Origin of the sequence: Paenibacillus tyrphae, assembly GCF_000722545.1 — a bacterium.
GTDB lineage: Bacteria > Bacillota > Bacilli > Paenibacillales > NBRC-103111 > Paenibacillus_G > Paenibacillus_G tyrfis.
This window is the reverse complement of sequence record NZ_JNVM01000017.1, coordinates 347,765-374,420: the sequence shown is the minus strand read 5'-3', so window position 1 is coordinate 374,420 and position 26,656 is coordinate 347,765. Positions and strand designations below refer to the sequence as shown.

The window sequence follows — 26,656 nt, the reverse complement described above, 5'->3', positions numbered from 1 at the left end:
CCTCCAAGGTTGTCTCCATATCTTACGACATGGTTACATTCTCTCGAAGGTGTTTTGATTTGTCTCACGTTACGGGCTCAGTCCCGTTTCTCTGCTCGACCTTTTATTTTTAATAACCAGTGTAATCTTCAAGACCAAGGATAATGAAATTTGCTGTGTTGTCGAGGCTATTTTCATTGTCTAACCAAGACTCGTCAATAGTAGCAAGTTCGATAAGGGTTTTTTGTCCAGCACGGTTTGTGTTCCGAATAACTGCAAAGTCGCCTTCATGTACCGCAGTACCGTATCTTTTTGCAATCGTTTCTGCGAAAGCTTTTGAAGAAACAGTATCTTTTTGGTAAAACGGACCGTATCTCCCAAAGCGGGCATTAACGTGAATACTAATCAACGCGTTAACACCTGGATAATTATTGTTAATATATTCTACGCGTTTGTTTACGTCATCATCGATATCCGCGCCACCAAAGTCACTATCGTCGGTGCGAGTCATATAAACAGTGCAACCTTTATTCTCCAGTTTAGTTTTAAGAATTTTACTGAATCGCAGAGTTACATCTTTTTCCTTACGAGTTCCATAAGTTGTACCATGCAGTACCAAGCTCGCAAACAGATAAATCGAGAAACTCTATCAATTGATTTTGAGTATTTCTCAAAAAACCAAAATGATACTTCCGATAATTTGAGCCATATTTATGTTGGTGAATTAATTCAATCTATCAATTCAGAAAAAGGACGCTATATTATCAAAAGAATTTATGTGGATGGTATGAAAGAAAAGGAAGTTGCAAATGAGCTATGCATATCACAACAGGCGGTGAGCAAATGGAAGAAAAAGAGCCTAGAAAAAATGAGGACGCATATAATTTAGAGCAACTCTCGATAAAGGCAAGAGAAGGTGACAAGCGAAGTATGGAACTCATTCTGCAATTCTTCGAAGAAGATATAAAAAATCTTGCAAGATATATTAGAACCTCTAAAGAGGATGCAGAGCAGACACTAAAATTAAAACTAATCGAATATATTATCAACGAAAAGTAAGGGTATTTTTGGAACTGGAAAAAGAATAGGCAACGGCAGGAATCGAGGCTGCTCGAGCCATGAAACAAATCGGAAATTAGAATGTGGAGGACGTAGCCCAAGCGAAGGCGTGGGAGCGTTCTTTTTTTATTGATCTAACGGACAGAACATAGAGGGAGATTTGGGTAATAGCAATCGAAAAGAAATCTAGCTGCCGTTTCATGCTATAATAGATGTAGGTAAAATTGTGTATCTTACCAAGGAGGTTATGTAATGGGAACAGGTAATCCGGTAACGATAACATTGGAAACGATCGTTCATTCTCCCGTCGAAAGCGTGTGGAAATATTGGACAGATCCGAAGCATATCACGCAATGGAATAAGGCTTCCGATGATTGGCACACGCCATACGCCGAGAATGATCTGAGGGTCGGCGGTAAATTCCTCTCGAGAATGGAAGCCAAAGACGGCAGTTTTGGATTTGATTTCAGCGGAGTATACGACGAGGTGAGCATTAACGAGAGCATCTCCTATACGATCGCCGACGGTAGAAAAGTGAAGATCGTTTTTATTCACCAAGACAGCGATACGAAAATCATCACATCGTTCGAAGCGGAAGAGACCAACACCGTCGAGATGCAGCAAGCCGGGTGGCAGGCGATTTTAGACAATTTCAAGAAATATGTGGAAACGGTTAAAGAGGAATAAGATCTTTCGCAGCCTTAGAAGCGCATGCCGACATCGGCATGCGCTTTGCTATCTACGTCCGGCATGAGAGTCATCTCTACGGTGAAAGTTGCGATGGGGTGCTATCAAGCGCCTACCATGATTGAAAATCGCCAGCCTTCAAAATTTAAGTATTAGATTGGACAAAAAAATCAAACAGCGGCGGATCAGGACTTTCAAAAATAGTCTTGGATTGCCGCTGTTTTTATTGAGCTACCGGACCCGTTAGCTCAGTCGACACTTGTGAACGATGTGACGATTTCTTCGATAAATATATCTTGCTGTCCGATGTAATAGTTAGATACATCATCTTGCAAAGCTTTGATTCTAGGGTCACTGATAAATGTTTCTAAAGCAGCACTAGACTCAAAATACAAATTGAATATAAATGAATACGGAACAGAGGATCCGTCTGCTGAAGATAAGACTTTTTTCACCTCTACTTGGAAGCCCCCATTTCAAGAACAGTTTTTCTGGACAGATTTGGGAGATGCGAATTAAAATAATAATTTTTATCGAACGGGATATCTCGTTTGTAACAGAAAATCAATACGATCATATAATCAACTTCTTTTGGATAACGACGTCATTATAAAGCGTGTCATTAGTGGTATAGTCAACTATGGTTTTGAGCAGAAGAAATACGGTATGGATATAAATGTTAATTCATTCACCCTGCCCGTTAGCACAGCGAGCTGCTGATTAGATATGCTTTTAATATAAAGTGGGAATTGGAGGACATGAAACGGATCTGATCAATCTTGGATCTAATCCATAATAAGACCAGAATAGCCCATTCCAACGATAGCCTGAAACTTCACCATACTCAACCCGAGTCGGGTAAAACCAGAAGCTGTCACCGTTCCATAACCAGACATAGGTGTATTGAAATACGCAGTCAATAATATAAGATGTAGCAGGTTCTTCTGGGACGAATTGAGGTGGAGGGGACATCGGCATATATGCCATTAGACTTCACTCCTTATGAAGGGGTATCGGTGTTTCTGTAAGCGATAAGACATCTTATGCAGGAGCCCACTCGCTTGCTAATTGCTCGAATCCCCCCAACTTGCAGCTGAGAGCGATTGCCCGTTAATGGAAGATCCCGAGACACGATGGAAAGTTGTGATATTTATACATAGTAAATAAATTGGAATAGTAAGAAAAAATCATTGTAGGTTCACCGGGCATATGGTAACATTTTCACAAACCAAAGACTTCGTTGCAGCGAAGGAGGTCACGTGAATGAAATTTATTTTGTCCAGCCTTGTGATGAATCTCCCCAACGCCGTGACGGGGGAAGCTTTGACGGCGCAGCAGAAATTTCAGAACGTGCTGAAGCAGGCGATGCTCGCGGAGGAGCTCGGCTTCGACGCTTATGGCGTGGGTGAGCGGCATGGCGCCCCGTTCCTGTCCTCCTCGCCGCCGGTGATCCTGAGCGCTATCGCGGCCAGAACCTCGCGCATCCGCCTATTGACCACCGTGACCGTCCTGAGCGTGCTCGACCCGGTGCGTGTGGCCGAGGACTACGCTACGCTCGACCACCTCTCGGGCGGTCGGCTGGAGCTGATCATCGGCAAAGGTAACGATCCCCGCCACTATCCGCTCTTCGGCATTACCGAGGAGGAGCAGTGGGAATCACTGTCGGAACGGTATGCTCTGCTCAAGCGATTATGGAATGAAGAGAACGTCACCTGGCAGGGACGCTATCGTCCGTCGCTGGGCAACGCGACCACACAGCCCAGACCTCTCCAGCAGCCTATTCCCGTATGGCACGGCAGCGCATCCAGCACGATTTCCACCGAATTGGCCGCAAAATACGGCGAGCCAATCTTCTCGTCCAATACGTTCCATCCCCAAGCCAAGTATAAAGCGCTAATCGATCATTACCGTGAACGCTGGGCCTATTATGGCCGCGATCCGAAAGATGCTGTCGTCGGTGCAGGCGCGGGCAGCTTGTATTTGGCGAACACCTCCGAGGAAGCGGTCAGACGCTTTCGCCCTTACTACGACGCTTTTACCTCCACAGCAGCGGCCCAGCATAACCAATCGCCCTTTAGAGATCTAGAGGATAGCATCAAGAACGGCCCCGTTCTGGTCGGCAGCGCAGACTTCGTGATAGAGAAGATTCTGAATTATCATCAGGCCTACGGGCATCAGGTGCTCAGCATCAGTGTCGACGGATTGACGGAAGCGGAGCAGCGCGAGCAGATGGAACGGTTCGCGTCCGATGTAGCCCCAGTGCTGCGGCGCGAGATTCCGAGCACCGTATGGGAAAGCAAACCTGCCGCGCCACAACAGGACATACTCTCGGTGCAGCAGGCATAGAGCGACAGCGGAAGTGGTGCTGCGGTAGATAGGGGCGTGCAGTTTACGGATGGGGCAGAACGGTTAAGAAAGCTTATCGAGATCAAGTCAACGAATAAAGGCGATAGGTTTTCGGGAAGCTTGTAAGAGGTGTAAAGCTAATACCCATTCTGCGATAGGAGTTGTGGAAACAGTGGCAAATGAATTTCTAACTTTGGCGGAAAAAAGGCGGACCATTTACACATTAAGCAAGGAATCGACCGTTCCGGACGATAAAATCCGGGAAATCGTCAATGAAGCGGTGAAGCACACGCCTTCCTCCTTCAACTCGCAAAGCGCACGGGCCGTTGTTTTGTTCGGAAAGCATCACGATAAGCTGTGGGACATTACGACGCAGGTGTTGAAGGCGATTGTGCCGGAAGACCAGTTTGCTTCGACCCAGAAGCGCATGGACGGGTTCCGCGCCGCCTACGGTACTATTCTGTACTTCGAAGATATGGCCGTGGTCGAAGCGCTGCAAGCTCAGTTCCCTACCTATCAGGAGCGGTTCCCGACCTGGTCCCAGCAGTCGTCGGGCATGCTCCAGTATGTTATCTGGACCGCGCTAGCGAACGAAGGATTGGGGGCATCGCTGCAGCATTACAACCCTCTGATCGACGAGCAGGTGAGAGCGGAATGGAGCCTGCCGGAAACGTGGGAGCTTATCGCTCAGATGCCGTTCGGCAAGCCTACGGCGCCTCCTGGCGACAAGGAGTTTAAACCGTTGGAAGAGCGTGTTAAAATTTATACTTAAAGCGCCTGCTAGCAGCAGCCGACCGGTGTGGAGGTTAGGTCCTGCCGGTCTACCGGCTGCCGGGGGGAGTGTTGTTCGACAGGGGGTAATGAACATGGATGCGAAAAAAGCGGCCGGCGAGAAAGCGGCGGAATACATAAGCGATGGGATGAGAATCGGCCTTGGAACCGGATCGACGGTATATTGGACCATTCTCAGAATCGGCGAGCTGGTTAAGGAAGGGCTGCGGATCGAAGCTGTGCCGACGTCTGTCCAGACCGAGAAGCTGGCTCGCGAGGCGGGGATTCCTCTTCTGCCGTTTGCTAGGCTGCAAGCTCCGCTGGATCTGACCGTGGACGGTGCGGACGAGGTCAGTCCGAAGGATGAGCTGATCAAGGGCGGGGGAGGAGCTTTGCTGCGGGAGAAAATGATTGCGTCATTTTCGGACCGCTTCATCGTCGTCGTCGATCATTCCAAATGCGTGCCCGAATTGGGCCGGTTTCCACTTCCCGTCGAAGTCGTGCCGTTCGGTTGGGAGATGACAAGCAAGCAGCTGGGGCAAATGGGCTGCGAGCCGGTTCTGCGGATGAAGGAGGGGGCTCCCTTTGTGACGGATAACGGAAATTACGTGATAGACTGCCGGTTTGGGTCCATTCCGAATGCCGGCGAATTGACTGTGGAGCTGAACAAGCTGCCCGGAGTCGTGGAGAACGGGCTGTTCGTCAACATGGCGGATCTGATCGTGGTAGGGCATTCCGACGGGACGGTCAGGACGAAGTCCGGATCCTGATTTTTTTCTAAATTGACTATTGACATGGATCACAAAATCATATATCTTTAATTTAAGATAATTAAATCAAAGATATCCGCAAGGAGGAGTTCGGGGTGTATTAGCGAGCGACGGTAGAACGATTGGGGGAAGCATAGTCCGTGTAGTTGGGAAGTAGGGCGGCTTGCTTGGCATGAAGATGAAGGCTTGGAAGGATAAGGCCGCGAGCAATGGGCATTTGTCCGTGAGGCATAAGGGCGTAAAGCAAATAAAGCCAAGAATGTGGCGCCGAGATGCCGAGATGTCGTAAGCTATGCGGCAATGTTTTTGTAAGGAAGCTACGCCAAATATCTTAAAATTAAGAATAACAAATTAAAAATAATGGAGGATGATGATGATGTTGGCATTGGGATTGTTGTTGGTTCGGTTGGTGGTTGGGCTGTTGTTTATCGGGCACGGGGCGCAGAAGCTGTTTGGCTGGTTCGGCGGCTATGGTCCGAAGGGAACTGGGGGGTGGATGGATTCGGTCGGCATCAAGCCGGGCGTCGTCATGGCGGTATTGGCCGGACTAATGGAATTGCTCGGTGGCGTCCTGTTTGCAGCCGGTCTGCTTACCCCGCTGGCTGCGGTGCTGATTGCCGCGACCATGGTCGGCGCGATCGTGAAGGTGCACGGTCCAAACGGTTTGTGGTCTACCGCCAACGGGTACGAATACCAACTCGTGCTGCTGGTTGTCGCTATCGGCGTGGCTTTGACGGGCGCCGGCGCTTATTCGCTGGATGCGCTCATTAAATAATTTGGCACGGATCATGAAATGACTAAATCTAAAGGAGGATTTTCTTATGACATTACAAACATCCGGTATTCATCATATTACGGCTTTTGCAAGAGATCCGCAGGCCAACGTTGATTTCTACGCAGGCATTCTGGGGCTGCGTCTAGTGAAGAAAACGATCAACTTCGACGCTCCCGAGGTATACCATCTGTACTTCGGCAACGAAGCGGGAAGCCCGGGAACGATCATCACGTTCTTCCCTTGGCCGACTTCGCGCAAAGGCCGGGTCGGCGGCGGTCAAGTCGGCATAACGACGTATGCCGTCCCTACGGGCGCTCTCGGGTACTGGGAGGACCGTCTCGCAAGCTTCGGGATTGCCGTAACGAGAGCAACCCGCTTCTCGGAGACGTTCCTGCAATTCGAAGATAATGAAGGGCTGCGGCTGGAGCTGGTTGAACGGGAGGAAGGCCCGAACAGCGGCTGGTCGTTCGGCGGGATTCCGGCCGACAAAGCGATCAAGGGCTTCGGAGGCGCCGTGCTATTCAGCACCGACCCGAACAAAACGACGGACGCGCTGGTACATCTGCTTGGCTTGGAGAAGGTCGCAGAAGACGGTGAGTATGCCCGCTTCCGGTCCGCCGGGGAGCTCGGCAACGTGATCGATGTTCCGCTCGCGGCTGTGAGCCGGGGCAGCGAAGGTGCGGGCACTATTCATCATATCGCGTGGCGCGCGGCGGATTTCGAGCAGCATGCCCAGTGGCAGGGTGAAGTGCAGAGCTACGGCTACCGCCCGACGTCCATCATCGACCGCCAATATTTCAACGCGCTCTATTTCCGCGAGGCTGGGGGTATTCTGTTCGAGATCGCGACCGATCCGCCGGGCTTCGCCCGTGACGAACCCGCCGAAACGCTGGGCGAGAAATTAATGCTGCCCGCGTGGTATGAACCCCATCGTGCCGCGATTGAGGCGAAGCTGCTTCCGATTCAAGTGAGAGCATTGGAGGGGAAACGCCAATGAAGCATATCTTCGAAAAGGGCCGCCGGGAAGAAGCACCGACATTGGTGCTCTTCCATGGTACGGGAGGAACGGAGCGGGACCTGCTCCCGCTGGCGAAGCGCCTATCGCCGGATTCCTCCGTACTCAGCCTTCGGGGCAATGTGCTGGAAAACGGCATGCCGCGCTTTTTCCGGCGACTCGCCGAAGGGGTGTTCGATGAAGAGGATCTTGTCTTCCGCACGCAGGAAGTCAACGAGTTTCTGGATCAGGCCGCCGCGCAATACGGGTTTGACCGCAGCCGCCTCGTCGCGGTAGGCTATTCCAACGGAGCCAACATCGCAGGCAGTCTGCTGTTTCAATACCGGAACGCCCTGCAAGGCGCTGTTCTGCACCACCCCATGGTTCCGCGGAGAGGCATCGAACTTCCGGATTTATCCGGTATCCCGATTTTTATCGGAGCGGGAACGAACGATCCGATCTGTTCGGCCCGAGAAACTGAGGAGCTGGAGGGGCTGTTTAGCGGGGCGGGAGCTACGGTGACGGTCCACTGGGAGCGGTACGGCCACCAGCTTACGCCGATGGAAGCCGATGCGGCTGCGGCTTGGTTCCAAGCGAACTTCGGGCTGTAATTGGAATCCGTGAAACGAACGAAACGAAAGCACGCAGGAAGTAAATGTTTTGCATAAAAAAGCAGCAAGGCCTTGGGCCGTCGGGAAGCAGGGATGAACCTTGTCTTTCCGTCGGCCTAAGGCCTTTTTATGCTATCTACGCCCGATCACAGAAACTATTGTATGGTACAATAGCTTGGAGAGCATGGGGAATTCGCTGCGGCAGGGTGAGCGATGAGAGGGGAGCATGGCTTTATGAACATTCAAATCGTATTGTTCGACGGGTTCGGGGAACTCGTCGCATTGGCTCCGTTCGAGGTGTTGAAGCGGGGCATCGAAGCTGGAGCGGGCTTCCAAGTGGAACTCGTCGCGAGCGAGCCCAAAAGCGAAGTCATCACTTCCTACGGGATCCAACTAGCGGTTCACGATCATCTGCGGATCGGCAACAAGCCGGATGTCCTCATTGTCCCCGGCGGAGGCTGGAATCATAAGGCGGATCAGGGAGCGCGGAAAGAAGCGGAGCGGGGAGAATTGCCTCGATTGATCCGGGAGCTGCACGCCGCTGGAACGGTCGTGGCCGGAGTATGTACGGGCGGCATGCTGCTCGCCGAAGCGGGCGTTTTGAAGCAAAAGCAAGCCGCCATGCATTACTTGGCCAAGGATGAGCTGAAGCGCTATGATGCGGACGTCCTGGACTACCGGATTGTCGATCACGGGGACGTCATCACGGCCAGAGGGGTTACATCCGGCGTGGATCTGGCGCTGTGGATCATCGAGCGTTTCGCCGGGGCTTCGATCGCGGCCGCGGTCGAACACCGGATGGAGTATGAGCGGCGAGGCGTCATTTGGAGGGCCTAGTTGACGGAGGGTGAACGCGAAAAAGGGCGCGGATGCCTTGGAACTGATGTCCAAGACGCCTGCACCCGCTTTTCATCTCCTGCTCCATACGAACTCCGTCAGCCGCAGCAGGGTGTTGCCGAAGCTTCTTTATGCCTAGCTCTCTTAGTGAGAAAGCGACAGCATTTCTTTCATATCGTCTTGAGCGTTGCCGATCAGCTTCAGTCCGAACGTGTCGACAAGCACGTTCATGACGCCCGGATTGATGAATTCCGGCGGTTTCGGGCCGATGCGGATATCTTTGATGCCTAGGCTGAACAGGCCGAGAAGGATCGCGACCGCCTTTTGCTCAAACCAGGAGAGCACGATGCTGACCGGCAGGTCGTTTACGCTGCATCCGAACGCGTCGGCCAGCGCCAGGGCGATTTTGACCGTGGAGCCAGAGTTATTGCACTGGCCCAAATCGATATAGCGCGGGATGCCCGTATCGGCCACGGTGCCGTAATCGACGTCGTTGAAGCGGAATTTGCCACAGGATGTGGTCAGAATTACGGTATCGTTCGGCAGCGAGGTGGCGAGCTCGCGGTAATATTCGCCGCCGCTTCCCGGAGCGTCGCAGCCGGCGATGACGAAGAAGCGTTTGATTTTGCCCGCTTTGACCGCTTGAATGATCTCCGGGGCCAGACCGATCACGGTCTCGTGATGGTAGCCGGTCATGAGCGTCTGATCCGACTCGATCCGGGCTTCTGGCAGCGACAAGGATTTCTCGATCAGCGGGGTGAAATCGTCGTTGACGATTTTTGTAACCCCTTCCAGGCCCGCGATATCGTAGGAGAAGAACCGGTCGGCGTAGGTGCCCTTGATCGGCATGACACAGTTCGTTGTCGCCAGGATGGCGCCCGGGAACTTCTCGAACAGACGGCGCTGGTCGTACCAGGCTTTTCCGATGTTGCCCTTCAAGTGGGAGTACTGCTTCAGCTTGGGATAGCCGTGGGCGGGAAGCATCTCGGAGTGCGTGTAGATGTTGATCCCTTTTCCTTCGGTCTGCTTGAGCAGCTCTTCCAAAGCGTACAGGTTATGCCCGGTAACGACGATGGCATGCCCTTCGATGCTGTTCTGCGGCACGGCTACGGGCTGCGGGATGCCGAAGTGGGTCGTATGCGCCCGGTCCAGCACATCCATGATCCGGACGGCCGCCGTGCCGACCTTCATGGCCATGTCGATATGCTCCTGCAGATTGAAGTTGGAGTTCGTCAGCGTCATGTACAACGCCTCGTGCGTAATCCGGTCGACCTCCGGGTCGGAATAGCCGAGCTGTCTTGCATGCGTGGCATAGGCAGCAATGCCTTTCAAAGCGAAAATCATCGTATCCTGCAAGCTTGCAATTGTTTCATCTTTGCCGCATACGCCGATCACCTTACAGCCGCCTGTCGGGGTCTGTTCACATTGATAACAAAACATCGCGAATCCCTCCGTTACGTTTGGTTTGCTATGTAAAAAGCGTAACACGGGGAAGCGCAGAGAAGTGTGATTGGAAGCACATCAATCATGGCAAAGTCGTAACATCCAGGTCCGCCGCGAGCGGTAACCTACATTACTTATTTACGGAAAGGAGCGTACGAGCGTGTTTGGCATTCATCATTATTTCTTGTTTGTAATCGCTGGAATATTGCTTATCATGACCCCAGGCTCGGATACGATGTACATCATTGCCAGAAGCGTAGCGCAGGGCAGAAGAGCGGGCATTTGGTCCACCATGGGGATTGCGGCCGGTACGCTTATCCACACGCTGCTCGCGGCGTTGGGGTTATCTTTTCTTTTGGCGAAATCGCTATTGCTGTTTACGATCATCAAAATGATCGGTGTCGCTTACTTGGTCTATCTCGGGATTACGATGATTTTGTCGAAGACCTCCGCCGTTGCACCGGACTCCGGATCGCTGGAGCCGATGAGCAAGCGCAAAATTTTTGTCCAGGGCATGATTACAAATGTAACCAATCCGAAGGTGGCGTTGTTCTTTATCGCCTTCCTTCCCCAATTTGTAGACAATCAGGCCCAGAGTCCGGTGCCGTTCGCGATTCTGGGCGCGACGTTTATTTTCATCGGTATGCTGTGGAGCATTCTCCTTTCTTATCTCGCAGCGTTCGCGACGGGAAAGCTAAGGAAGAACCCCAAGGTCGGCTTATGGCTGAACCGGGTCACCGGCGGCGTCTTCATCCTGATGGGAGCCAACCTGTTCCGTGCCAAAATTTCCAACTGACCGCATAGCACAAAAAGATCGTCTCCGGCCGCAAAGGTTGGCGGGAGACGATCTTTTTTATGGTTAGGGCAAGTACAATTTTTCACGATTTGTGGATAACGTGGATAAAATGTGTATAAATTTGTGGATAAGTAAGTTTTTCGTCACGCGTCAGGTGATTTAGGTCTGCAAGCCGTATGCTTAGCTGCAAACGGTGTTAGCTTCTGACGTCGAGCAGCACTTTTCCCGTGCTCTGCCGGCTTTCCACCCACTCGTGGGCTTTGGCGGCTTCGGCCAATGGAAAGCGTGCCCCGATCTTAATCGTCAGACGCCCGTCGGCCAAGTACGGCAGCACCCGCTCGGCGACGCCGCGCAGCAGGTGGGGGCGCTTGCTCCGGGTCGTGCCCAAGCTGAACCCGAGGACGGAACGGCAGCTTGCATGCAGATCTGAGGTCTTGATGTTCCCCGCGGGACCGCCCGAATTGCCGAAATGGACCAGACGGCCGTAAGGAGCCAGGCAGAGCAGGCTTTGCTCCGTCACGGTGCCGGCTATCGAGTCCAGAACGACGTTTACGCCTTCCCCGTTCGTCAGGTCGTTGACCTGCGCTGCAAAATCCCCCTGCCCGTAAGAGAGCACATGATCCGCGCCCGCTTCCAAAGCGATGCCCGCCTTGCTCTCGCTACCGACGGTTCCGATCACCTTCCCTGCACCCAAGAGCTTTGCCAGTTGGATGGCCGTCGTGCCGACGCCGCCTGCCGCCGCGTGGATCAGGACGGTCTCGCCCGGCTCCAGTCTGGCAATGTCCGCGAGCAGCTTATACGAAAGGAACGAAACGATCGGACAGGCGGCCGCCGTGTCGAAGCTAAGGCTGTCCGGGATGGCGAACGTCAGATTTTCGTCCGCTGCGATATATTCGGCATAAGAGCCGTGATGAGGAAAAGCGATGACGCGTTGTCCGACCTGCAGCTGCCGGACCTCGGACCCGACCTGCTCGATCGTTCCGGCCGCATCCAGACCCGGAATGAACGGAAGGGTCCCGCCCTTTTTCCCGTATCTCGATTTGATATCGGCAAAATTGACGCTGGTCGTCTCTACGCGGATCAACACTTGGTTCGGACCGATGCTTGGCTTATCGACGTCCGTGTAGCTCATATGCTCCGGACCGCCGAATTGCGTTACCTGAATAGCTTTCATGGCTTGCTTCCTCCTCTGTAGCAGATGACAAGGAAGACTTCGCCGGACCGCCCGATAATTCCTTTTTTTGGGCTGGGTGGGACGAAGGCGGTTAGGCCGCTACTCCAAAAAATGATCGATAAAGCGGCGGGCGGTTCTGGACAAATAGCGGTTGTTCAGCCACAGAATGCCGACGTCGGATTGAAAATCGGCATCGGACAGCGGAAGCGTCCGGATCGAAGGGAGAGGGAACGCTGTCATGACGGATTTGGGCAGCACCGTTGCCCCAAGGCCGGCCGCGACCATCGCGATGATGACTGCGACGCTGGAGCTTTCGCAGATGATGCGAGGCTCGAAGCCGTGACGGCGGCACTCGGTGACTACCCGGTCGTGCATGCCGGTCGTCCGGTCCGTTTTGAGCGTCAGAAACGGGAAGTCCGCCAGCTCCTGCATGCGGATCGTCTCCTGCTCCGGGTCCGGCAGCCACTTGCCGGGGATGACGACGACGAACGGATCGGACGGCAGCGGCCGAACCGCATACGACTGCGACTCGGAGGAAGCTTCGAAAGGGAGCCGGGCGACGATCAGCTCGATGCTCCGCTTCTCCAATTGCTCCCCGAGGAGGAAATGATCGCCCTCCCAGATGCGGAAGGTAACCTCCGGGTACTTCTCCCGGAACGTCTCGATGCGCTGGGGCAGAAGCGAGATGCACGAGACGACGGCGCCGATGGAGAGCACGCCTTGGACGCTCTCGTCCAGCTCCTTCACTTCCTGCATCGATTCGTTGAACTGATGCAGCAGGCTCTCCGCCTTCTGCCGCAGCAGCTCTCCCGCATGCGTCAGCCGCAGCCGTTTGCCGTCTCGGTCGAACAAGGTTACCCCGAGCTCCTCCTCCATCAGCTTAAGCTGCCGGCTGAGCGGGGGCTGCTCCATGTTCAGCGCCTTGGCCGCGCGCGTAATTTGCCCTTCCTTCACAATTGCCAAAAAGTATCTCAGCTGACGCAAATCCATCCCCGGACCGCTCCCTTCATTCATACCTTCAAGGTATCGTTCTCCAATAAAACAGATATTTTCAATATATCGGAAGAACTGATACCATTCAACTAATACAATAAGAAATAAACCTTTGAAGAGGAGATGTGAAGAATGGCGCTTAATATTGAAGTGGAGCTGACCAAGGCTCCAAAACAAAAGCCCGATGTAAGCCGAGTTGGGTTTGGAACCGTATTCACGGACCACATGTTTATGCTGGATTATGAGGAAGGCCGCGGGTGGCACTCTCCCCGCGTCGTGCCGTACCAGTCGATTAGCTTGGACCCGGCGGCAAAAGTGTTTCATTACGGACAGACGGTATTCGAAGGGCTGAAAGCGTACCGTACCGCGGACGGACGCATTCTGGTGTTCCGCCCGGATCAAAACTTCAAGCGCTTGAACCATTCGAACGACCGGATGAGTATTCCGCACCTGGACGTGGAGCTGGCGCTGGAAGGGCTGAAGAAGCTGGTCCAAACAGATCGGGACTGGGTACCGGAAACCGAGGGCACCTCGCTGTATATTCGTCCTTTCGTCATTGCGACGGAGGCCGTACTGGGCGTTGCCGCTTCGAAACGGTATATCTTCATGATCATCATGTCGCCGGTCGGAGCGTACTACGCCGAAGGCATCCGCCCGGTCAAAATCCATGTCGAGTCGGAATTCGTCCGCGCCGTCCCTGGCGGAACCGGCAGCGCGAAGACGGCCGGAAACTATGCAGCCAGCCTGAAGGCGCAGGAGGAAGCCGCGCAGGAAGGGTATTCGCAGGTGCTATGGCTCGACGGCGTGCATAAGAAGTACGTGGAAGAAGTCGGGAGCATGAACGTCTTCTTCAAGGTCAACGGGAAGGTCATCACCCCGGCGCTGAACGGAAGTATTCTGAAAGGCATCACGCGCGATTCGATGATTCAATTGCTGCAAAGCTGGGGCGTTCCGGTCGAGGAGCGGCCGGTCAGCATCGAGGAGCTGTACGAAGCGCACCGGGCAGGCACGCTTGAGGAGGCGTTCGGCACGGGCACGGCGGCGGTCATCTCCCCGGTCGGCGAGCTGAATTGGCGCGGCGAGAAGCTGATCATCAACGGCGGTGAGACCGGAGAGCTGTCCGCGAAGCTGTACGAGACGCTCACCGGCATTCAGAGCGGGAAGCTCGAAGATAAGCTCGGCTGGATGGTGCAGGTGTAATTTCGGGACGGCATGAAATGGTCATGGTTCATTTCTCGGCGGCATAAAGCCTTTCTCTGAATTTCGTGTATAATATAAAGGTTCGGAATAAAGGTTCGGCGGTTGAGAAAGGATGATATCATGTTCACCATTACCGGTTACAGCGTAGAGCTCGTGAAAGACCCGTTCGGCATTTTGTCCGGCAAACGGTACGAGTTTATACTGGATATCGAAGTTGAAGAGGATGACGAGCTGTACTCTGAGCAGGGGTTATATGTCCGGGTCATTTATGGCGTGGATGGAGACCAGGCCAGCATCGTGAAGCACGAAATTTTCGAGCGGACGACGGAGCAACTGCTCGATTTTGAATTGGAAGACGACGAACTGGAAGCGGTAAAAGCTTTCTGCGACGAGCATGTCGGGGAAGCGTAATAAGAAATGCAGGGAAAAAGCGCGCGGCGGAACAACGTCGGCGCTTTTTCTTTTGCAAGCGAAAAACCCCCGACGGCACTTCAAGCCGCCTTCATCAGACGGCTTAAAGTGTATCGGGGGAAGTCCCTTAGAGCCAAGCCTTTGACAGGGCATGACCCGGATTCGCGGCGATTACGAAATCTTCTTCGCCCAGCGCAGGTTCGGCTCCTGATTCGGCACGAACGGAATCTCGAAGTTTTTCGACTTCAAGTAGTTTTTCGAAGAGAAGTAAATCGGAATGACCGGAAGATCTTGCATAAATATATCTTCGGCTTGATGCAAAATTTCAAAACGCTTGTTCTCATCCTGCTCGGTCTTACCCTGCGTCAGAAGCTCGTCATACTTCGGATTGACCCACTTCGTCTGGTTGTTCGGGCTGCCTCCCAGGTACAGGTCCAGCAGCGCGAGCGGGTCCAGGAACGTTCCGGACCAAGACATCCGGGCGATCTGAAAATTGCTTTGCTTGAACGTATCGATGTACGTTTTCCATTCTTGGTTTTCCAGCTTGATGTCGACGCCGAGGTTTTCTTTGAACATCGCCTGCAGCGCCTCCGCGATTTTCTTATGGCCGTCCTGCGTGTTGTACTTCAGCGTCACAGGCGGCAAGGTCGCCCAGTTTTCTTCCTTCAGGCCTTCGGCCAGCAGCTTTTTCGCTTCGGTGGCGTCGAATTTCAAGTACGGAGGCCGTTCCTCGCGGAAATCTTTGCCGGTAGGCGTCTTGATCCCCTCGGCCACGAGTCCATAAGCCGGCTTTTGTCCGCCTTTGGATACATTGTTCACAATCGCCTCGCGGTCGATCGCAAGTGCGAAGGCGCGGCGGATTTTCGCATTGGTGAACGGCTTCTGCGTCACGTTAAACGTGTACACGTACGTCGAGAAGTCCGATTGCAAAGTGAAGTCCTTGTTCGACTTTTCCTGCGCCAGCACGTCGATGGGAAGCGTATCGATCAAGTCCAGCTCGCCGGATTTAAACATTTGGTAATACGTGTTCTGATCGCCGATCATTTTGTAGTTGATCGTTTGCATCGTCACGTCGTCTTTGTTCCAGTAGTTGTCGTTTTTCTCCAGGACGAGGCTGGTATTATGCTCCCATTTGGAGGCGGTATAAGCGCCGTTCGATACGATATCCTTCGCTTCGGCGGCCCAGTTTTTGTTCGCGTCCACCGTCGGCTGATACACCGGCAGGAACACCGGATTGACAGCGACCTTCGGGAAAAATTTGGTCGGTGCGTTCAACTCGACCACGAACGTCTTATCGTCCTTGGCGGTTGCTTTGACTTGATCGCCGGTGCCTTTGCCTTTGTTGTACTCCTCGGCGCCTTTGATGTAGTACAGGTAGAAGGCGTTGGTCGCCGCCGTTTGCGGGTTCAGCACGCGTTTCCAGGAATACTCGAAATCCTTGGCCGTGACGGGCTTGCCGTTGGACCATTTCAGGTTGTCGCGCAGCGTAAACGTGTACGTCTTGCCGTCTTGCGAGATGTCGACCTTGGCGGCGCTGCCCGGAACGACTTCGCCTTTTTTGTCAAAGGTATACAAGCCTTCGTACAGCGAATTGATGACCTTGAACGACGTATTGTCCGTCGCAATCGCCGGATCGAGCGTATACGGCTCCCCGGACAGGTTCGCGCGAATTTCCTGCTTGATGCCTGCGCCGCCGGCCGATGGGGCCGCTCCGCCTTCAGGCTTCGCCGCATCCTGCGTATTGCTGCAGCCGGCCAGCGCCGGTAAGGCGGCGATAAGAAGCGCTGCGGCGGTTAATGCGAATTTTTTCATGTTTCCCATTCTCCTTTTATCCGAATCTATTATTTATGTAAGAGGTTCAACCTTCAACCAAATGGCAAGCGACCCAGTGATCTTCTTTCACCTCTCTCCATGCGGGAAGCTCGCTTGCACAACTATCCCGGGCGGCGGGACATCTCGTATGGAACGGGCAGCCGCCCGGAGGGTGAAGAGGGCTCGGCGGATCGCCTCGCAGCACGATTCGCTCCCGCGTCCCGCGCTGCGACGGATCGGCGACGGGGATCGCCGACATGAGCGCTTGCGTATATGGATGAAGCGGCTCGCGGAACAGCTCGTCGCTTGCGGCCAGCTCCATCATTTTGCCTAAATACATCACCCCGATGCGGTTGCTGATATGCTGAACCATATGCAGGTCGTGGGCGATGAACAGGTAGGTCAAACCCTCCTCCCGCTGCAAATCCTCCAGCAGGTTGACGACCTGCGCCTGGATGGACACATCCAGCGCGGAGATCGGCTCGTCCGCCACGATGAAGCTCGGCTCGACGGCCAGCGCCCGCGCAATGCCGATGCGCTGCCGCTGCCCGCCGCTGAACTCGTGCGGGAACCGCTGGGCGTGCTCGGCGCGCAGGCCGACCTTCTCCAGGAGCTGCACGATGCGCTCCTGCCGCGCTTTGCCCCGCGCCAAGCGGTAGGCGTCGATGCCCTCGGCGATGATGTCGCCGATCTTCATCTTCGGGTTCAGCGAGGCGTGCGGATCCTGGAAAATCATTTGCGCCCGCCGGTCGAACGCCCTCCGCTCTTCGCGTGTGTGGCCCGCAAGGGGCTTGCCCTCGAAGCGGACCTGCCCTGCGGTCGCCTCGTAGAGGCCGACGATCGTCCGGCCCAGCGTCGACTTGCCGCTGCCGCTTTCGCCAACCAAGCCGAGCGTCTCGCCCCGGCGGATGGCGAAGGAAATGCCGTCTACCGACTTGACGACCTGATTCGCGCCGGACTTGAAATGCTTCTTGACGTCTTGGACTTCCACCAAATCATCAGACATGCTCGTCCCTCCCTGCTGCCACAAGCTCCCGGACGCCGTCCGCCCGGCTGTCGCTCAGCCAGCACCGCGCCGTATGCGTGTCCGACAGCTTCTCTTCCGCGGGCAATTGCTCGACGCAAATCTCCATCGCGTACGGACAACGAGCAGCGAAGGGGCAGCCCTTCGGCGGGTCGAACAAATCGGGCGGCGCGCCCTCGATGGGGATCAATCTTTGCTTTTGCCCCGTGTGCGGCTTCGGAATCGATTGCAGCAGCCCCCACGTGTACGGATGCTTCGGCTGCGAGAAAATGTCCTGCACCGTGCCGCATTCGACGACAAGGCCCGCGTACATAACGACGACGCGGTGCGCCATCTCGGCGACGACCCCGAGGTCGTGCGTGATCATGATGATCGACGTGCGGAGCCGGTTTTGCAAGCTTTGCAGCAGCTCCAGAATTTGCGCCTGAATCGTCACATCCAGCGCCGTCGTCGGCTCGTCGGCGATCAGCAGCGCCGGATTGCAGGCCAGCGCGATCGCAATGACCACGCGCTGCCGCATGCCGCCGCTGAATTCGTGCGGATACTGCCGAAGCCGCTTCTCCGGGTCCGGGATGCCGACAAGCCGCAGCAGTTCGGCCGCACGCTCCGCCGCCTGCGGCTTGCTCAGCTTCTCGTGCCGCAGCAGCCCGTCCATAATCTGTTGTCCGATGCGCATAGTCGGATTTAACGAAGTCATCGGGTCCTGAGGGATCATCGCGATCTCTTTGCCTCTCACGCTTTTCCACTGGCGGGCCGACAGGCTGTTCAGCTTCCGTCCTTGGAACACGACTTCTCCCTGCGTCATTTTCCCCGGTGGAGAGATCATGCCCATGATCGCTTGGGCCGTCACCGTCTTGCCGCTGCCGCTTTCTCCGACGACCGCGAGCGTTTCCCCGGAGGCGACCTGGTAGGACACGTCGCGAACGGCTTGCACGGAGCCTCCGTACGTTCGGAACGAAACTTTTAACTGACTGACTCTTAAGACGGGGTCCATCCGGCCGCCTCCTTAGCTTCGATTTTTCGGGTCGACGGCATCTTGAAGTCCGTCGCCGAGCGTGTTGAAAGCCAGCATCGTAATCGAGATCATGAGCCCTGGGAAGAAAATGCGCCACCATTGTCCGCTAAGTACGACGCTGAGCGCGTCATTCGTCATCGTGCCCCAGCTGGCCGACGGCGCCTGAACGCCGAGTCCGAGAAAGCTAAGAAACGATTCGGCAAAAATCGCATTTGGAATCGTAAACGTCAGGTTGACGATCATGACGCCGATCGCGTTCGGTAGCAGATGCTTGCGCACAATATGAAAATGCGATGTGCCGAGCTTGCGCGCCGCCAGCACGTATTCCTGCTGCTTGAGCTGGAGAATCTGCCCCCGGACGAGCCGGGCCATCCCAATCCAGCCGGTGACGGTGAGGGCGATAATGATCGTTCCGAGCCCCGGCGGCATGACCACCATGAGCAGAATGACGACCAGCAGGTACGGAACGCCGTACAAAATCTCCACGATCCGCATCAAAAAGTTATCGATCCGGTCGCCGAGCGCGCTTCGTCCGGCCATATATCCGGCGACTCCGCCGATCGCGACGCCGATGACCAGATCGATCAAGGCGGCGACGACGCCGATCAGCAGCGACACCCGCGCCCCGTGCCATGTCCGGGCCCACATATCGCGGCCGAGATCGTCCGTGCCGAACCAATGCTTGCTGGAGATCGGCAGGTTCCCTTCGGTGAGCGACTGCTTGCTCGGGCTGTACGGCACAAGCTGCGGGCCGATGATTGCCAGCGTGACGAGCACAAGCAGCAGCGTCAGGCCGAGCAGGGCAAGCTTGTTTTTCGCCAGTTTGAGAAACACCTCGCGCCAGTAACCGAGGCTCGGACGCTGCGTCTGCGGCTCGAAGCGGCTGCGGTCCACCGGGCGGAACAAACGGTCCTGCGCTTCGCTTGGCGCCAATACCGGGTCGTTCATCCATCTACTCTCCCTTACTCGTCAGCTTGATTCTCGGGTCGATGACCCGGTAGGACAGATCGATCAGGAACAAGGTAACGACCAGCACGAAGCTGTAAAACATCGTCGTCCCCATAATGACCGGATAATCGCGGTTAAAGATGCTGTCCACAAAATATTTGCCCAGCCCCGGAATGGCGAAAATTTTCTCCACTACGAACGTGCCCGTAATCAAAGAGGCAAAAAGCGGCCCGATAAACGTAAGCACCGGAAGCAGAGCGTTGCGCAGCCCGTATTTGATCACGACCGTCCAGTCCGATAGCCCCTTCGCTTCGGCGAGCCGCATGTAGTTCTGGCCGAGCACCTCCAGCATGCTGGCCCGGACGAACCGCGCGATAATCGCGAGAGGCGCCAGCGACAGCGCAATCGACGGCAGAATGCTGTGCTGCCACGTTCCCCACGAGGCGACGGGCAGCCAGTGCAGATTGACCGCGATGTACTTAATGAGCAGCGGGGCCAAAATAAAGCTTGGCACCGAAATCCCGATAATAGCCACGAACATCGATAAATAATCGAGCAGCTTGTTGTGATGCAGCGCCGAGATGATGCCCAAGGCCACCCCGACCGTAAGAGCGATCAGCATCGACTGGAGGCCGAGCAAAGCGGACGGGCCGATGCCTCGGGCAATCAGCGTGTTCACGCTGCTCGATTTGGACTGGATGGACGGACCGAGGTCCAATTGGATCAGATTTTGCAAATACAGCACATATTGCTGGAAAATCGGCTGGTCCAGATGGTACTTGGCCCGCAGGTTCGCTAGCACATCCGGCGGCAGCATCTGCGAATCGGCCGCAAACGGATCGCCCGGAATCAGATGCATCAGAAAAAAAGTTAAAGTCGCGATCAACCACAACGTAACGGCCATAGTTACGATCCGCCGGACCACATACATGGTAAAGCCCCCCTGCCTGCTCATTCTGCCTTCATGCATTTTATGAATAAATCGAACGGATTACTAGGAATTTATTCATTATTCTTACTTGAATACTTGGTTATAGAGCATGGTATTGATATTATTGGAAATAAAAATTCTTGTCAACCACTTTTGATCGTCTTTTTGCTAGATTCCATAAGCTTTTTACAATTTATATTCAACCCTTGGATAATTCGGAAAATGTAATCGTTTGCTTTTTTAATCTGAGCATCTATTGTTAAGTGAAAATAAACGAAGTACTAGATGAAAATAAGCCTTTTCACATGGTAATCGGTAAGTTAATATATCTGTAAAAGACAACCAATTCTAACGACGCACTAAAGATTCGCATACTAGTCGTCCGTAACCTCAAGAGGAGTGTCCGCCCATGTACCCAAAATATCAAAAACGTAACACCGCAGCTTTTACCGCAGCTTCTTACTTTGCACTGGCCGCAGGCATATTTCTCTATTGTCTCGGCATCTACAATGCGGATTGGGAATTAAACGTAAAAGGGTACTACTTGCTATGCATGTTCTTAATTATCATCACCAGTATCGCGACCCAGAAGGTGGTTCGGGACAATGCCGAGGACAAGGAGCTAAGAAGCGAAAATCCAAAGCACCGTATGCGTAACACTCCGGCTTTCACAGGGATGGCGGTCGCAGGGTTGGTCATCGGATTCGCTATGTTTTTCATCGGTTTGTTTAATGCGCCGTTCGAATTGAACGTAAAAGGCTACTACATTGCCGTTATGCTGCTGATTTCCTATAGTGCGATCGGGGTGCAAAAGGTGACTCGCGATAACGCCGAGGACAAAGAGATTTTGGATAATCAAAATATGAATGGCTAATATTTAATAGATATGTTAAACCCGCCTGCAACGATAGGCGGGTTTTTCCGGCTTCGGCACCATGTTGAGTCGGCGGTGGCTTCCCGGGCTTGGGCCACGAAACATGAATCCTTTGGCATTCCCACTGGAGATTAAAAAATGCTAAAATGGAATATAGTCCCAAATCAATGAGGGGCGAAGGAGGCTGAATGAATCATGGCACGTATTTTATTTATGAATGGCGGGGCGGAAGGGCATGTGAACCCGACGGTAAGTGTCGTGCAGGAGCTGGTTCAGCGCGGAAATGAGGTCGTTTATTTCACGACGGAAAATTTCAGAGAGCGTTTGGAGAAGGTAGGGGCCGAGGTGCGGGCCTACGATTTTTTTCGTTTCTTCGAGGGATTCTTGAGACATGACAACCATCTGCTCGGCAGAGTGGGCGGTATGCTGGAAGGGGCGGAGGCTCTCGTTCCCTACGTCCTGGAAGAGGCCAAAGCCAAGCCGTTTGATTATATCGTACACGACTCCATGTTCGGGGGCGGGCGGCTGATGGCTCATTTGCTCCAATTGCCGGCGATCAACTCCAGCACGTCTTTTGCGCAGACGGAAGCGCATTTTCAGCGTTTTATAGAGCATCTGGATGCGGCTGCTTCTTCCGGTCCGGCCGATCAGGCGCAAGCGGACTTCGACCAATTGACGGCCAAGCTTCGGCGCGACTATGGCTATGTTGTCCGCTCGCCTTATGAGGCGTTCTTCAACCCCGAGCCGATGACGATCGTATATACCTCCCGATTGTTCCAGCCGAGGGGAGACGACTTCGACGACAGCTACAAATTTGTAGGCCCTTCCGTGTCCGCGCGTCTACAGGCGGAGCCCGAGATGCCTGAGCTTGCGGGGAAATCCGTCATTTACATTTCGCTGGGGACGGCGTTTAACAAGGATATTGATTTTTACCGAAATTGTTTGAAAGCGTTCGGCGGTTCCGGCAATACGATCGTGATGTCGGTCGGCCGGGAGACCGAGATCGAGTCGCTCGGAACCATCCCGGACAATTTTATCGTCCGTCCTTATGTGCCGCAGCTCGAAGTGCTTCAGCACGCTCGTTTATTCATTACCCACGGCGGCATGAACAGCACGAACGAAGGCTTGTCGCACGGACTGCCGCTGGTGCTGGTCCCGCAAGGGGCCGATCAGCCGAAGGTGGCCGAGCGTGTTGCCGAGCTCGGAGCGGGCGTGGCGCTTAATAAAACGGAGCTGACAGCCGACCTGCTGCGCGATACGGTGAACCGGGTGCTGGAGACGCCTTCCTACCGCGAAGCGGCGGGCCGGGTCGGCGAATCGCTGCGCTCGGGTGGCGGGGCCCGGCAAGCGGCGGACGAAATCATTAAGTATATCTCACAGGTAAAAGTAGGGTAAGACGGTGGAAGGAATTTGAAAGTTTAGTAGAGGAACAGGGGCCAGTATGCAATAATCGAAAAACCCACCGCATAATAGGTTGACCGCCTACGGTGGGTTTCACTGAGATTTTCATTTAGCGCGCCGTGGTGATCCACAGCCTTTCAGGTCCTAAGAGTCTTTACCGTTCCAGCGGTGAAGGCTCTTTTTTTGTATTACGGTTGCCTTCTAAACAACATCGACGTTGTCTTTATTTTATCGCGGCATGCAACGAATAACTCATCGATTCGATGTTCCGCCAGTAGTTTTCTTTTGAACGTTCGGTCAAATTTTTGATAGAATGAGAACATGCGTAATTATGGAAGAAGGACATCATAAGAGGGAAGTGTGAACAAAATTGAAAAGTAATTATATGGCCAGTCTGTCACAAGGAGGAAAAAGGATGGCACAACAGCGAGAAGAGTTAGCGATGGAATGGCGGCAGGAGGGTAAGCGGTATGCTGCGGATGTGAACGAGTTTGTAAGGATTGGAATGGAGAGCAACTGGCAGCAGAAACAGCCGGAGCCGGAAGAGGACAAGCGCCATCGCCTGGCCGGCAAAGTACTGAAAGAAATCAAGGCAGCCAACGAGACTGGAGACATCGCGGAGCTGCGCTCCCAATTCCCGCCTGCCACTTGGCCTTTTTCCGATATATATCAGGACAAAATGCAAGGCGTAGAGCCTATCGCAATCATGCCTAATGGGGGCATCCTCTTCCAAACCAGCGATTCCGCGCAGCAGCAAATCTATGTAGCGGATGCGACCAGCATAGAGGCCTTTGCTGATATTTACAGTGCAGGCGTCTCGCCTGATCGAAAATATGTAGCGCTGGCAGACGACAAAGAGATTCGTGTCCTAGCCGAGCCGGATCGTAAGCTCAACGGTACCGTAGCCGCTCGTTATGAGTGGGCTGCGCTGCAGCGGCAAATAAAAGAGATTTTACCTCAATACGAGTCACTCGCCGATGATGAAATGCCTGCAAGAAGCCTTATAAAAATGGTTCCTTTCGCAAACGGACAGTCTCTCTTACTCGTATCGAGCGGGGGAACCTTTCTTGTGGAGCAGGAGCATGTGACTCTGCTCCACCCCGATCCGGCTACATATGGAGATGACGAGGAAGACGAGGAAGACCGCTATATCGGTGATGCCATGATGCATGGGGCAGTATCGCCGGACAATCGTTGGATCGCTTTCGGCAGCCAGTGTAGTGAGCATTTGCTGCTCGATATCAAGGAACGGGTCGTTCATGAGATCGCGCCTGCATCCAGTTACCCGCACCATTGTACCTTCTCTCTGGATAGCCGTGAGGTCTGGTTCAATGCCTGCCATTTCTATAACGGGGAGACGATTAAAGTTCCAATTGCCGAGCTGACAGACAATGCAGTCGACAAGGAATGGCCCAGCATGAATGGAGAAATGCGGGTATACGCCGCGGCTCCAGTATCGAATGGCCAAATTCTCGGCGACGCTTACGGCTACCTGCGCCTTATTAACAGCGAAGGGGAGGAGATTTGGCGCTATTTTGTCGGCAGTACGATTACCGGTCTTGCCGTGTCGGCTGATGAAGCGCTGCTTGCCGTGGGAACGTACGGCGGCATGCTGCATTTCATTGATTTGCAGAGCGGAGAAAAGGATGTGTATACGATCGGTACTGCACCAATCCAGGAGATGGCCAGATGGATCATCTGGAAGGATGGGGCGCCGCTGCGCTGGTAACTGGAAATGTTGTACCCCCTGCTCATCAAAGCATGGCCTGCTATTGCTTCGATAGGCAGGGGTTCGCGTATTACCGCAGCTTTCGTACGCGCGAGCCGATCATCGATAGCTCCGCGACAGCGAGCAATCACGTTTCACCTGCTGCTTCAAAATCTTCCCGCTCGCATTCCTTGGCAGTTCATCTACAAAGGAGTAAATACGCGGACATTTAAACTTGGCCAGATGTTCAGCGGCAAACGCGCACAGCTCTTTCTCAGTAACATTTTCCTTAAGCACAAGCACCGCTTTGACGGTTTCTCCCCACTCTTCATGAGGAACACCAACGACACAGGATTCCAAAACGGCATCATGCTTGGCGAGGACTTCTTCGACCTCACGCGGATAAATGTTCATACCACCGGAAATGATGACATCCTTTTTGCGGTCCACGATGTAAATATAGCCGTCTTCATCGCGATAGGCAATGTCGCCTGTGTACAGCCAGCCTTCCTTGATGGCAGCGTTCGTTTCCTCCGGGTTATTGTCATATTCAAGCATGAGGCTGTCGCCGGATAATATGATCTCGCCATATTCATGTGGAGCGCTATCGGTACCATCAGGACGAGCGACCCTGATTTCCATATTAACGGCAGGGTGCTTGCCGATGCTTCCGGCTTTCTCCAGATGTTCCTCAGGATATAAGAGGATGCCATTCGGTCCTGCTTCTGTCAGCCCATAAACCTGATAGAAGTTTTCATTCCGGAATGCTTTTTTAACTTGATGATAGGAGGCGAGTGCAAGCGGTCCGCCACCGTAAGCGAATACGCGCATGCTTGATAGGTCATAAGAGGACAGGTCAGAATCCTTGGCTGCAAGCAAATAAGCAACCGGCGCAGCAAAAGAGAAGGTCGTCTTTTCTTGGTGTATCCAGTTCAGGAATCCTTTCGGCGTAAAATCCCCAATAACATGTGAAGCTCCGCAGTAATAACCGCTCATGAAAAACGTATTTAAAGGTGCTGAGTGGGAGAGCGGCATCAGCGTGAGCATGGAATCTTTATGGGAAAGGCTGAAGTTAGCGGAAACAGCCGCAGCAATCGCGAGGATGCGTTCGTGGTTAAACACGACCCCTTTGGGTGTGCCGGTTGTACCTGAAGTGAAAAGAATTTCGCAAACATCCCGCGAATCCATTTGCATATTCAGATTCTCGCCTGAAAAAATTGCGGATGCTTCTGCGCTTTCCTGAATGGAAAAGCAGTGCTTCAAGCTGCTGCCAGATTTTAGCGCTGCAACCGTTTCGGACAGCTCATTTTCATACAGTACTCCATTTGCATTCGAATTTTGAAAAATAGCCCTTAATTCCGCGGGGGTCAAACGGATATTCATCGGCATAGGAATGGAGCCAATTTTCATGCATGCAAAAAAAGCATAAAAGAAGTGCTCGTTATTTCGCGACATCACGGCAATCCGGTCGCCTCGCTGGACGCCTTCATCGAGCAAATACCTTGCCAACCTGTTGACGATTCTGTTCATGTCTCCGTAGGTAAGCCGGTTCGAAGCGGTAATAAAGGCGTCCTTATCAGGAAACTTTCTTGCGTTTCTTTCCAATACACCATGAATCGTTGCCCCCACTTTGTTCAGCCCCTTTAAAAATCAATGATGCTCAGCTGTCTTGGTCTGGCTGTTTTCGTACTTTTCTTTATAAGTCAAAATGTCTTCCTGCAGCATTTGCAGCTGCATGATTTGTTCCTCGATTTCTCTCAGCTTCTTGTCAGCGAATGCAATGATTCTGCTTTTTTCCGCTTCGCCTTCCGGATTGGATTCATAGAGGTCAATCATTTCTTTGATTTCCTGGAGGCTGAAGCCCAGTTTCTTTCCACGCAGAATCATCTTCAAGCGTCTCCGCTCCTTATTTGTATAGCTTCGTTGTTTGGTCAGGCTATCCCGGTTTTCGGATGTCAGCATGCCAATTTCCTCGTAATAGCGGATCGTCCTTGAACTGATATCAAACATCGCAGTAAGCTCGCTGATGGTAAAAAGTTTTTCTTCTGCCATTTGTTATATCTCCCTAGTTGACGTTAACGTTATCTGAATTTTATA

At 53.5% G+C, this 26,656-nt stretch carries 27 protein-coding genes; 16 read left to right on the top strand and 11 right to left on the bottom strand.

Translation table 11 applies throughout. The features are described from left to right. Nucleotides 1-109 precede the first annotated feature (109 nt). Nucleotides 110-598: an N-acetylmuramoyl-L-alanine amidase family protein gene (locus tag ET33_RS22020; RefSeq protein ID WP_161783560.1), complete on the bottom strand. Its 489-nt coding sequence runs from the start codon at nt 596-598 to the stop codon at nt 110-112. Nucleotides 599-822: 224 nt separating this feature from the next. Here ET33_RS22020 and ET33_RS22015 point away from each other — a divergent pair, with 224 nt between their 5' ends. From ET33_RS22015 to ET33_RS40300, 10 genes are all read left to right on the top strand, one after another. After that, a complete protein-coding gene (locus ET33_RS22015) occupies nt 823-1,038 on the top strand; it encodes a helix-turn-helix domain-containing protein (RefSeq protein ID WP_152570681.1) in 216 nt (71 codons plus the stop codon). A 252-nt stretch (nt 1,039-1,290) separates the two neighbouring features. Further along, nucleotides 1,291-1,725 (top strand): SRPBCC family protein, encoded by a 435-nt coding sequence (locus ET33_RS22010; RefSeq protein ID WP_036686645.1) that lies wholly within the window; start codon nt 1,291-1,293, stop codon nt 1,723-1,725. Between the two features lie 1,263 nt (nt 1,726-2,988). Further along, nucleotides 2,989-4,071 (top strand): LLM class flavin-dependent oxidoreductase, encoded by a 1,083-nt coding sequence (locus tag ET33_RS22005; protein WP_036686644.1) that lies wholly within the window; start codon nt 2,989-2,991, stop codon nt 4,069-4,071. Between the two features lie 172 nt (nt 4,072-4,243). Beyond that, on the top strand, nt 4,244-4,843 hold the full coding sequence (locus ET33_RS22000; RefSeq protein ID WP_036686643.1) for a nitroreductase family protein: 600 nt from the start codon (nt 4,244-4,246) through the stop codon (nt 4,841-4,843). A 94-nt stretch (nt 4,844-4,937) separates the two neighbouring features. Next, nucleotides 4,938-5,612, top strand: a complete 675-nt coding sequence (rpiA, locus tag ET33_RS21995) for a ribose-5-phosphate isomerase RpiA (protein ID WP_036686642.1) — start codon at nt 4,938-4,940, stop codon at nt 5,610-5,612. 376 nt (nt 5,613-5,988) lie between these two features. Further along, nucleotides 5,989-6,387 carry a DoxX family protein gene (locus tag ET33_RS21990; protein ID WP_036686641.1) on the top strand — a complete coding sequence of 133 codons (399 nt, stop codon included), beginning with the start codon at nt 5,989-5,991 and terminating at the stop codon, nt 6,385-6,387. 46 nt (nt 6,388-6,433) lie between these two features. Next, a complete protein-coding gene (locus tag ET33_RS21985; RefSeq protein ID WP_036686640.1) occupies nt 6,434-7,384 on the top strand; it encodes a ring-cleaving dioxygenase in 951 nt (316 codons plus the stop codon). Beyond that, complete coding sequence (locus ET33_RS21980; RefSeq protein WP_036686639.1) at nt 7,381-7,992, top strand: alpha/beta hydrolase; 612 nt, start codon at nt 7,381-7,383, stop codon at nt 7,990-7,992. Before ET33_RS21985 ends, ET33_RS21980 begins: the two co-directional genes overlap by 4 nt. 234 nt (nt 7,993-8,226) lie before the next feature. Next, nucleotides 8,227-8,829, top strand: a complete 603-nt coding sequence (locus ET33_RS21975) for a DJ-1/PfpI family protein (RefSeq protein ID WP_036686638.1) — start codon at nt 8,227-8,229, stop codon at nt 8,827-8,829. 10 nt (nt 8,830-8,839) lie between these two features. After that, on the top strand, nt 8,840-8,968 hold the full coding sequence (locus tag ET33_RS40300) for a hypothetical protein (protein ID WP_268808331.1): 129 nt from the start codon (nt 8,840-8,842) through the stop codon (nt 8,966-8,968). 5 nt (nt 8,969-8,973) lie between these two features. Here ET33_RS40300 and hcp read toward each other — a convergent pair whose 3' ends face one another. After that, complete coding sequence (gene hcp, locus ET33_RS21970; protein ID WP_036686636.1) at nt 8,974-10,269, bottom strand: hydroxylamine reductase; 1,296 nt, start codon at nt 10,267-10,269, stop codon at nt 8,974-8,976. A gap of 163 nt (nt 10,270-10,432) precedes the next feature. Between hcp and ET33_RS21965 the strand changes: the two genes are divergently transcribed. Then, nucleotides 10,433-11,068 (top strand): LysE family translocator, encoded by a 636-nt coding sequence (locus ET33_RS21965; protein WP_036686634.1) that lies wholly within the window; start codon nt 10,433-10,435, stop codon nt 11,066-11,068. Nucleotides 11,069-11,264: 196 nt separating this feature from the next. Here ET33_RS21965 and ET33_RS21960 read toward each other — a convergent pair whose 3' ends face one another. Together ET33_RS21960 and ET33_RS21955 are read right to left on the bottom strand one after the other, a co-directional pair. Further along, complete coding sequence (locus ET33_RS21960; RefSeq protein WP_036686632.1) at nt 11,265-12,242, bottom strand: quinone oxidoreductase family protein; 978 nt, start codon at nt 12,240-12,242, stop codon at nt 11,265-11,267. 99 nt (nt 12,243-12,341) lie between these two features. Further along, complete coding sequence (locus tag ET33_RS21955) at nt 12,342-13,232, bottom strand: LysR family transcriptional regulator (RefSeq protein WP_036686631.1); 891 nt, start codon at nt 13,230-13,232, stop codon at nt 12,342-12,344. Nucleotides 13,233-13,367: 135 nt separating this feature from the next. On the opposite strand from ET33_RS21955, the gene ET33_RS21950 reads away from it, so the two are divergent. Next, nucleotides 13,368-14,435 carry a branched-chain amino acid aminotransferase gene (locus ET33_RS21950; protein WP_036686628.1) on the top strand — a complete coding sequence of 356 codons (1,068 nt, stop codon included), beginning with the start codon at nt 13,368-13,370 and terminating at the stop codon, nt 14,433-14,435. Between the two features lie 120 nt (nt 14,436-14,555). Further along, on the top strand, nt 14,556-14,846 hold the full coding sequence (locus ET33_RS21945; RefSeq protein ID WP_036686626.1) for a DUF6509 family protein: 291 nt from the start codon (nt 14,556-14,558) through the stop codon (nt 14,844-14,846). 171 nt (nt 14,847-15,017) lie between these two features. Here ET33_RS21945 and ET33_RS21940 read toward each other — a convergent pair whose 3' ends face one another. From ET33_RS21940 to ET33_RS21920, 5 genes are read right to left on the bottom strand one after another with little or no spacing between them, the layout of a single operon-like run. Continuing rightward, on the bottom strand, nt 15,018-16,658 hold the full coding sequence (locus ET33_RS21940; RefSeq protein WP_036686623.1) for a peptide ABC transporter substrate-binding protein: 1,641 nt from the start codon (nt 16,656-16,658) through the stop codon (nt 15,018-15,020). A gap of 46 nt (nt 16,659-16,704) precedes the next feature. Further along, nucleotides 16,705-17,664: an ABC transporter ATP-binding protein gene (locus tag ET33_RS21935; protein ID WP_036686620.1), complete on the bottom strand. Its 960-nt coding sequence runs from the start codon at nt 17,662-17,664 to the stop codon at nt 16,705-16,707. Next, nucleotides 17,657-18,676, bottom strand: coding sequence for an ABC transporter ATP-binding protein (locus ET33_RS21930; RefSeq protein ID WP_036686618.1), 1,020 nt, complete (start codon nt 18,674-18,676; stop codon nt 17,657-17,659). Before ET33_RS21930 ends, ET33_RS21935 begins: the two co-directional genes overlap by 8 nt. A gap of 12 nt (nt 18,677-18,688) precedes the next feature. Further along, nucleotides 18,689-19,645 carry an ABC transporter permease gene (locus ET33_RS21925; protein ID WP_036686615.1) on the bottom strand — a complete coding sequence of 319 codons (957 nt, stop codon included), beginning with the start codon at nt 19,643-19,645 and terminating at the stop codon, nt 18,689-18,691. Between the two features lie 4 nt (nt 19,646-19,649). Beyond that, nucleotides 19,650-20,576, bottom strand: coding sequence for an ABC transporter permease (locus ET33_RS21920; protein WP_036686613.1), 927 nt, complete (start codon nt 20,574-20,576; stop codon nt 19,650-19,652). 409 nt (nt 20,577-20,985) lie between these two features. Here ET33_RS21920 and ET33_RS21915 point away from each other — a divergent pair, with 409 nt between their 5' ends. From ET33_RS21915 to ET33_RS21905, 3 genes are all read left to right on the top strand, one after another. Then, nucleotides 20,986-21,450 carry a YiaA/YiaB family inner membrane protein gene (locus ET33_RS21915; protein WP_010496663.1) on the top strand — a complete coding sequence of 155 codons (465 nt, stop codon included), beginning with the start codon at nt 20,986-20,988 and terminating at the stop codon, nt 21,448-21,450. A gap of 195 nt (nt 21,451-21,645) precedes the next feature. Continuing rightward, nucleotides 21,646-22,845: a macrolide family glycosyltransferase gene (locus ET33_RS21910; RefSeq protein WP_036686609.1), complete on the top strand. Its 1,200-nt coding sequence runs from the start codon at nt 21,646-21,648 to the stop codon at nt 22,843-22,845. A gap of 421 nt (nt 22,846-23,266) precedes the next feature. Then, nucleotides 23,267-24,580, top strand: a complete 1,314-nt coding sequence (locus ET33_RS21905; protein ID WP_036686607.1) for a WD40 repeat domain-containing protein — start codon at nt 23,267-23,269, stop codon at nt 24,578-24,580. A 99-nt stretch (nt 24,581-24,679) separates the two neighbouring features. Here the strand turns inward: ET33_RS21905 and ET33_RS21900 are convergent, their stop codons facing one another. Together ET33_RS21900 and ET33_RS21895 are read right to left on the bottom strand one after the other, a co-directional pair. Beyond that, the gene (locus ET33_RS21900) at nt 24,680-26,188 is read right to left on the bottom strand and encodes a class I adenylate-forming enzyme family protein (protein ID WP_036686604.1); all 1,509 of its coding nucleotides are present in this window, start codon (nt 26,186-26,188) and stop codon (nt 24,680-24,682) included. Between the two features lie 21 nt (nt 26,189-26,209). After that, on the bottom strand, nt 26,210-26,611 hold the full coding sequence (locus tag ET33_RS21895) for a MerR family DNA-binding protein (protein WP_036686602.1): 402 nt from the start codon (nt 26,609-26,611) through the stop codon (nt 26,210-26,212). Nucleotides 26,612-26,656 lie beyond the last annotated feature (45 nt).

Excerpts from the sequence above, each read along its gene's own strand:
- ET33_RS21930 (WP_036686618.1), bottom strand. The coding sequence starts at position 18,676 with ATGGACCCCGTCTTAAGAGTCAGTCAGTTAAAAGTTTCGTTCCGAACG.
- ET33_RS21945 (WP_036686626.1), top strand. The coding sequence starts at position 14,556 with ATGTTCACCATTACCGGTTACAGCGTAGAGCTCGTGAAAGACCCGTTC.
- ET33_RS21925 (WP_036686615.1), bottom strand. The coding sequence starts at position 19,645 with ATGAACGACCCGGTATTGGCGCCAAGCGAAGCGCAGGACCGTTTGTTC.
- ET33_RS21910 (WP_036686609.1), top strand. The coding sequence starts at position 21,646 with ATGGCACGTATTTTATTTATGAATGGCGGGGCGGAAGGGCATGTGAAC.
- ET33_RS22015 (WP_152570681.1), top strand. The coding sequence starts at position 823 with ATGGAAGAAAAAGAGCCTAGAAAAAATGAGGACGCATATAATTTAGAG.
- ET33_RS22010 (WP_036686645.1), top strand. The coding sequence starts at position 1,291 with ATGGGAACAGGTAATCCGGTAACGATAACATTGGAAACGATCGTTCAT.
- ET33_RS21955 (WP_036686631.1), bottom strand. The coding sequence starts at position 13,232 with ATGGATTTGCGTCAGCTGAGATACTTTTTGGCAATTGTGAAGGAAGGG.
- hcp (WP_036686636.1), bottom strand. The coding sequence starts at position 10,269 with ATGTTTTGTTATCAATGTGAACAGACCCCGACAGGCGGCTGTAAGGTG.
- rpiA (WP_036686642.1), top strand. The coding sequence starts at position 4,938 with ATGGATGCGAAAAAAGCGGCCGGCGAGAAAGCGGCGGAATACATAAGC.
- ET33_RS22005 (WP_036686644.1), top strand. The coding sequence starts at position 2,989 with ATGAAATTTATTTTGTCCAGCCTTGTGATGAATCTCCCCAACGCCGTG.
- ET33_RS21935 (WP_036686620.1), bottom strand. The coding sequence starts at position 17,664 with ATGTCTGATGATTTGGTGGAAGTCCAAGACGTCAAGAAGCATTTCAAG.
- ET33_RS21960 (WP_036686632.1), bottom strand. The coding sequence starts at position 12,242 with ATGAAAGCTATTCAGGTAACGCAATTCGGCGGTCCGGAGCATATGAGC.
- ET33_RS21980 (WP_036686639.1), top strand. The coding sequence starts at position 7,381 with ATGAAGCATATCTTCGAAAAGGGCCGCCGGGAAGAAGCACCGACATTG.
- ET33_RS21915 (WP_010496663.1), top strand. The coding sequence starts at position 20,986 with ATGTACCCAAAATATCAAAAACGTAACACCGCAGCTTTTACCGCAGCT.
- ET33_RS21990 (WP_036686641.1), top strand. The coding sequence starts at position 5,989 with ATGTTGGCATTGGGATTGTTGTTGGTTCGGTTGGTGGTTGGGCTGTTG.
- ET33_RS21975 (WP_036686638.1), top strand. The coding sequence starts at position 8,227 with ATGAACATTCAAATCGTATTGTTCGACGGGTTCGGGGAACTCGTCGCA.
- ET33_RS21985 (WP_036686640.1), top strand. The coding sequence starts at position 6,434 with ATGACATTACAAACATCCGGTATTCATCATATTACGGCTTTTGCAAGA.
- ET33_RS21905 (WP_036686607.1), top strand. The coding sequence starts at position 23,267 with ATGGCACAACAGCGAGAAGAGTTAGCGATGGAATGGCGGCAGGAGGGT.
- ET33_RS21895 (WP_036686602.1), bottom strand. The coding sequence starts at position 26,611 with ATGGCAGAAGAAAAACTTTTTACCATCAGCGAGCTTACTGCGATGTTT.
- ET33_RS21940 (WP_036686623.1), bottom strand. The coding sequence starts at position 16,658 with ATGAAAAAATTCGCATTAACCGCCGCAGCGCTTCTTATCGCCGCCTTA.
- ET33_RS21950 (WP_036686628.1), top strand. The coding sequence starts at position 13,368 with ATGGCGCTTAATATTGAAGTGGAGCTGACCAAGGCTCCAAAACAAAAG.
- ET33_RS21920 (WP_036686613.1), bottom strand. The coding sequence starts at position 20,576 with ATGTATGTGGTCCGGCGGATCGTAACTATGGCCGTTACGTTGTGGTTG.